The sequence below is a fragment of the Pseudoalteromonas sp. SMS1 genome, assembly GCF_021530565.1.
GTDB lineage: Bacteria > Pseudomonadota > Gammaproteobacteria > Enterobacterales > Alteromonadaceae > Pseudoalteromonas.
On record NZ_JAKGBI010000043.1, the window covers coordinates 1 to 6,587 of the forward strand.

General features: G+C 45.1%; 6 protein-coding genes, 1 tRNA gene and 1 pseudogene. 5 read left to right on the forward strand and 3 right to left on the reverse strand.

Annotation, left to right across the window (positions count from 1 at the left end):
• The 5 genes and pseudogenes from L1286_RS23760 to nth all read left to right on the forward strand — a co-directional run.
• Positions 1–371 (forward strand): annotated as a pseudogene (locus L1286_RS23760) (electron transport complex subunit RsxC); the annotation flags it as partial.
• Positions 368–1,420, forward strand: coding sequence for an electron transport complex subunit RsxD (gene rsxD, locus L1286_RS23765; protein WP_235409505.1), 1,053 nt, complete (start codon positions 368–370; stop codon positions 1,418–1,420). The pseudogene L1286_RS23760 and the gene rsxD, both read left to right, overlap by 4 nt.
• Complete coding sequence (gene rsxG / locus L1286_RS23770; RefSeq protein ID WP_235409506.1) at positions 1,417–2,055, forward strand: electron transport complex subunit RsxG; 639 nt, start codon at positions 1,417–1,419, stop codon at positions 2,053–2,055. The genes rsxD and rsxG overlap by 4 nt, the downstream gene beginning before the upstream one ends.
• Positions 2,052–2,747, forward strand: coding sequence for an electron transport complex subunit E (locus tag L1286_RS23775; protein ID WP_235409507.1), 696 nt, complete (start codon positions 2,052–2,054; stop codon positions 2,745–2,747). The genes rsxG and L1286_RS23775 overlap by 4 nt, the downstream gene beginning before the upstream one ends.
• A 90-nt stretch (positions 2,748–2,837) precedes the next feature.
• Positions 2,838–3,470, forward strand: a complete 633-nt coding sequence (gene nth, locus L1286_RS23780; protein ID WP_235409508.1) for an endonuclease III — start codon at positions 2,838–2,840, stop codon at positions 3,468–3,470.
• Positions 3,471–3,529: 59 nt separating this feature from the next.
• Here the strand turns inward: nth and L1286_RS23785 are convergent, their stop codons facing one another.
• From L1286_RS23785 to L1286_RS23795, 3 genes are all read right to left on the reverse strand, one after another.
• Positions 3,530–4,207, reverse strand: coding sequence for a hypothetical protein (locus tag L1286_RS23785; RefSeq protein WP_235409509.1), 678 nt, complete (start codon positions 4,205–4,207; stop codon positions 3,530–3,532).
• Between the two features lie 287 nt (positions 4,208–4,494).
• Positions 4,495–6,075 (reverse strand): methyl-accepting chemotaxis protein, encoded by a 1,581-nt coding sequence (locus L1286_RS23790; RefSeq protein WP_235409510.1) that lies wholly within the window; start codon positions 6,073–6,075, stop codon positions 4,495–4,497.
• A 308-nt stretch (positions 6,076–6,383) separates the two neighbouring features.
• Positions 6,384–6,459, reverse strand: a tRNA-Glu gene (locus L1286_RS23795).
• Between the last annotated feature and the right edge of the window lie 128 nt (positions 6,460–6,587).

The window sequence follows — 6,587 nt, forward strand, 5'->3', positions numbered from 1 at the left end:
CTGACGATCCGCGTAAAGCGGCGGTGGCGGCGGCGATTGCTCGCGCGAAAGCGAAGAAGGCGGCAAAGGCCGCTGAAGAAGCTGAACAACACGGTGAAGGGCCAGCCTCAGAGGCAGCATCTGAAGATCCGCGTAAAGCGGCGGTGGCGGCGGCGATTGCTCGCGCGAAAGCAAAGAAGGCCGCAAAGGCCGCTGAAGAAGCTGAGCAACGAAGTGCACACACTGAGGCAGAAAGTGTAAATACGAAAACGCACTTAGACGAAGTGCCACTTACACCGGAAGAAAAGCGAAAGGCTGCAGTTAAAGCAGCAGTCGAGCGTGCTAAAGCCAAGAAAAAAGCCCAAGAACAAGAAGGAAATGACCTGTCATGAAATTAACCATGGCTTCTTCGCCTCACAACCACAGCCTCAAATCTGTCAACAAGCTCATGACCTACGTTATGTTAGCTTGCGTACCGGGCATATTAGTGCAAAGTTATTTCTTTGGTATTGGCGTGTTTGTTCAACTGGCTTTAGCACTAGTGTGTGTTAGTTTGGCCGAAGCTTGTATTTTAAAGATTCGAAATCGCCCTATATGGCCAACCCTAAGCGATGGTAGTGCATGGTTAACTGGCGTACTCATCGCGGTCAGCATCCCTCCTTTGGCCCCTTGGTGGATAGTGGTAATCGGCAGTGTTTTTGCCATCGTTATTGTAAAGCAACTCTACGGAGGGCTGGGATTCAATCTATTCAACCCCGCCATGGCTGCCTATGTATTGCTGCTCATTTCTTTCCCTGTACAAATGACTTTGTGGCAGCCCATCAGTGAACTTTTGGCGACACCACTTTCTATTTACGATCAACTTTGTTTGATTTTCACTGAAACCACATCAGCAGGTCTTAGCCTCGATTTGGCGCGACAAGTGGTAGATGGCGCCACAGGTGCCACCCCGTTGGATCACGTTAAAACTGCGGTTTCTCAAAATATGACCACGACAGAGGCGATGGCCAATATCGCTTTCAGCCGCTTTGCAGGCGAAGGTTGGCAATGGGTTAACCTAGCTTATCTGCTTGGCGGGCTGTGCCTATTAAAAGCAAAAGTGATCAATTGGCATATTCCCGTGGCGATGCTGGTATCGTTAAGTGTATGTAGCGCATTGGGATTTGTTTTTGGTGGACATACAGGTACAGCATTTCATTTATTGAGCGGTGCCACCATGATTGGCGCATTCTTTATTGCAACCGATCCGGTGTCCGCGTCGACAACCAATCGTGGCAGATTGATTTACGGGGCACTGATAGGGTTATTAATTTACTTAATTAGACAATTTGGCGGCTATCCTGATGCGGTTGCTTTTTCCGTATTACTGATGAACATGGCCGTGCCACTGATTGATCATTATACCCAACCACGTACCTACGGACACGGAGCCCGCAAATGATATTAGCATCAATGAAAAAAAATGGTGCGATCCTCACTGCGTTTGCACTCGTCACAACGGGCAGCGTCGCACTCGTGCAACAGCTCACCGCACCACGCATCGAAGCGCAAGAAAAAAACCACTTAATGCGTACACTCACGCAGGTTATTCCAGCCAACCAATATAATAATCAGCTTTATTTAGATTGCGTAGAAAGCGATGCGCCAGAACTTGGCCCTAATGGGCCTCATCGTATCTACCGCGCAAAACTAGATGATAAACCGATCGCACTTCTGGTCCAGCACATTACACCAGAAGGGTATAGTGGCAATATCAATATACTTAGCGCAGTGTATGCCAACGCCACTATCTCAGGTGTACGTATTACACAGCACAAAGAGACGCCTGGATTGGGTGACAAGGTTGAAATTAAGAAGTCTAATTGGGTAAATTCCTTCACTGCTCAGCAAGTCATGAGTGACAAGGATCCACGCTTTAACGTTAAAAAGGACGGTGGCGAATTCGATCAGTTCACAGGCGCCACCATCACGCCAAGAGCTGTCGTGAAGTCCGTGAATGCAGCAGCTTGGTACGCACACCAAAATTTTGATGCGCTGTTTGCGCAAGATAATCTATGCCAGCAGGAGACGCTATGAGTGAGTTTAAAACCTTGGCACACGAAGGGCTATGGAAGAACAATGCAGCATTAGTGCAACTGCTTGGCCTGTGTCCATTGCTTGCCGTCACCAGTACGGTTACCAATGCCTTAGGACTCGGCATCGCCACCCTACTGGTATTAGTTGGTTCGAATGTTACTGTCTCAATTGTTAGGAACTGGGTACCAAAGGATATTCGGATTCCCGTTTTTGTGATGATCATTGCGGCTTTTGTCACCATCATAGAGTTGTTGATGAATGCGTATACTTTTGGCCTTTATCAATCATTAGGCATTTTTATTCCACTTATTGTAACGAATTGCGCCATCATTGGACGAGCAGAAGCCTATGCTTCAAAAAATTCACCGTTATTGTCAGCATGGGATGGCGTAATGATGGGGCTTGGCTTTGCTGCTGTACTGGTTATATTGGGGGCAATGCGAGAATTAATAGGTCAAGGCACCCTCTTTGATGGTGCTGAATTATTACTCGGTGAATGGGCAACGGCCCTTCGTATTGCGCTTATAGACTTTGATAATCAGTTCCTAGTGGCTATCTTACCGCCTGGTGCTTTTCTTGGCTTAGGCTTAATTATTGCGGGTAAGAATTATTTTGATGAAAGAAAAAAGGCCAAAACGCAGCCTCTAACAACAGAAAAAGCACCTCGCGCACGCGTAACAAGCCTGACTTAAACACACTAAGTCACCCACTCAACCGTCAATTTTGTGGGTGACTCTAGCTAGATGTAATTACTATATCTAACAACTTGCAAGTAAACCGTCATGAACAAAACCAAACGCCTTGAGATTCTCACGCGCCTGCGTGAGGACAACCCAAATCCAAAATCCGAACTCGAATACACCACACCTTTTGAACTTTTAGTCGCCGTAACCCTGTCTGCACAGGCGACCGATGTGGGCGTAAACAAAGCCACAAGAAAGCTTTTTCCTGTGGCTAACACCCCTGAGGCAATTGTTGCTCTTGGGGTCGAAGGGTTAAAAGAGTACATTAAAACTATCGGCCTGTTTAACTCCAAGGCGAACAATGTCCACAAACTGAGTCAGATGCTTATCGACCAGCATGGTTCTGAAGTACCACAAGATCGCAGTGCACTGGAAGCACTTCCCGGCGTCGGCCGGAAAACAGCCAATGTTGTACTAAATTGCGCATTTGGTTGGCCCACCATTGCGGTAGATACACATATTTTTAGAGTGTCGAATCGCACTAAATTTGCGATGGGAAAAGATGTGGTTGCAGTAGAGGAAAAACTCGAAAAAGTTGTCCCAAAAGAGTTTAAAGTCGATGTGCACCATTGGCTAATTCTCCATGGCCGATACATATGCACGGCTAGAAAGCCCAAATGTGGCAGTTGTATTATTGAAGACTTGTGCGAGTTTAAAGAAAAAGTCGAATAAGTCATGAGAGTCCGCAGTGGGTTCGCCCACTGCGAATAGCCGACGACCACAATAAACGCTCATTTCTCATTTAATAAACGTTTTGCATCGACAACCTTTCTTGCTAGTAGGCTGTCTCCTATCCTATGGATTAATTGATTGTACCAGCCAGTAAACAATACTCTTATCAGCCAATAAAAGAGAATGCCTATCGTTAGGTATATGAGGGCATCACTATCAATAAAATCAGGCCAACTATCCGATGTGTTTGCAGAGAAAGACATCACAGCGCCAAGTAATGCATAACACGCCCTCCATGTGTGCCTCGCAATGCGGTGCTTTCCAGACAGACCACCACCTAACAGCATCTTTAGATCTAAACACGCAGACAAGGCGGCCACAGAAGCATGAATGGTAAAAATCGTTATAAAAGTTTGAGGAATATCAACAGCGGTATACACAAAACGAAAGAGGCTGAAACTCACGTAAATTATTAAACACATCGAAAGTACTTCAAAGATACCGACTGAGTTTTCTTTTCTTAACACGACAGCCCATGCGGTCGCGCCATAATAGAAAGTGAGCAGAGCCATTGTGGCGCCCCCGTTGAAAAACGCCGCGGTCCCCGTCATGATTAACATAGACAGAAAAAATAGATTCCCGGACCACCTATGTTTGGCCTTTCCTTTCGCAAAACTTAACGCGCCAATACCAAACAACAACAAAAATGCCCCAGCGACAATATGCACAGTTAGCATCACATCTCCTTGTAAAATTGTTTAATGTGTTAGTTTAATTACTCGATTTTTAAATTAGCGATACTTACACTGACTGACATTGACTTGACTTCAAACCATCAACACGTTACTAAATTGGCACAATGACATCCCAATAGATACTCGTGAAGTGTTACAAAACATTATGACTGTGCTTAAAGCACGAAGATGATGAGCACTGAAGTCACAAAGGTACAGAAAGGACCTCGGGGGAAAAGAGGAAGGCGTGACAGTGACTTTCGACTATTACCGAAAGCCACTGTCTACTTTTATCGTTGAAATTTAGCAATAAATTGATCAACTAAAGACTTCTGATCTGCCAGTGCTTTTTGTGTATTTGCCATCGTAGCTAGGGAGTTATCTGAACTCTCGAGCGAGTCCGTTGCCAACTGTGAGATAGTGACTGCATTATTGTTCAATTCATTGCTTACACCAGACATCTCTTCCGTTGAGGTTGCAATTTGATAATTAAGGCTAGATATATCGTTGACGATGGCATTGATGCTGTCTAAAGATGCCTTAGTCCCCTCCGCTTTTTCGACACACTGGCTCGACTTTTCGACGCCATTTTGGATAGCCTGAACGGCACGCTCAGCGCGTTGACGTAGATTGGCGACGATATCATCAATTTCCTTCGTTGACTCTTGTGTACGCTGCGCTAAAGCTCTCACTTCATCTGCCACCACCGCAAACCCTCGACCTTGCTCTCCCGCTCTCGCAGCTTCGATCGCAGCATTCAAAGCCAGTAGGTTTGTTTGCTCTGAGATGCCGCGTATCACATCCACTACCCCACCGATATTCACTGTTTGAGCGTTGAGATCTTCGATATCAGATTGGGTCTTTGTGAGCTCCTCAGATAGCGTGTAATTGGTTTCCATATTGTCATTCACCGCCATACTGCCCTCTTTAACCGACTTAAGCGCCGCTTCTGATTGTTGTGCTGCATTGTTGGTGTTTGAAGCTATCTCTTGGATCGTCGCCGTCATTTGATTAATGGCGGTAGCTAACGAGCCGGTTTGCGCCTGTTGATTGTTCAGTAGCTGTGCACTTTTATCGCATTCATCGACCGTTTCTTTAGCATGTCCTCGTACAGTATCACTGGCATCTTTTACCCGCCCCAACACGGCTCTCAATTCGGATTCTCGGGCTAATAACGCCAGCTCAATTGCTGCGATATCATTTACTTTATCAATATAGATCTTTTGCATTAGCGGGTTATCATAGACTTTTCGCGCTTTTTCGCTCAATGCTCTAACCGGTGAGAGGCGTTGATAAGTTAAGAATAGAGCGACAATCACCAACACTGTTTCTAATATATATGACCAAGGTGAAGGCAGTGACGTAAATACCATACTGAGGATGTAAAATACGCCGATGATCAGCATCATTTGTGTAGACAATGACATAGAGGCCCGGGTAAAGCTTTCTACAGATGCCCCACTATTGAGTTTTTGGTAAATTTTTTCAGCACGATTTATGACTTTGCGGTCTGGTTTAGTTCGAACTGATTGGTACTCAACCGTTTGACCTGAACCATTTGTAATAGGTGTAACATACGCATTAACCCAGTAGTGATCACCATTTTTACAGCGGTTTTTAACCATCCCCATCCATGGCTTGCCAGATTCAATGTAATTCCACAAGTTTTGGAACGCGGCTTTTGGCATCGTCGGATGCCGCACAATGTTGTGTGGTTTGCCCTCTAACTCATGTAACTCAAATCCCGCAACTTCACAAAACTGTGGGTTAGCGTATTTTATTTGCCCTTTAGTATTTGTTGTCGACAATAAATTATAGGAGCTTGGGTAATCATACTCCCGATTCGTAAAATTAGATCTTCCTTTAGCCATGGCAACTCACTCTAAATAAAAAAGCAATAATAAATTATTACTTCTACATGAGCATGACAATAGTGATGAAAAATTGTTCTATATCAAACAATTGAACTAAACAGAATGCGGTTCATGCGCTATATATACATGACAAGGCAGTGTTTTAATTACTCAATCAATTGGTAGCAGAACATGTTCTTCGGCATTTTGCATGAAATTGCCTTCAAGATTGCCAAAAATCTCAGCGCAGTATAAGAGTAAAAGTTAGCAAAAGTGTTTGGATTCGCAAGTTTAGCGCAAAATGAAGATTAAAAAAGAAATGAAAGTGGCGTCCCCTAGGGGATTCGAACCCCTGTTACCGCCGTGAAAGGGCGGTGTCCTAGGCCTCTAGACGAAGGGGACACAGTATGTGTCACTAGGACTGGTTATTTAGACTCTCACCATATGAGTATGTACTTACTAAAAGTAAGTGGCGTCCCCTAGGGGATTCGAACCCCTGTTACCGCCGTGAAAGGGCGGTGTCCTAGGCC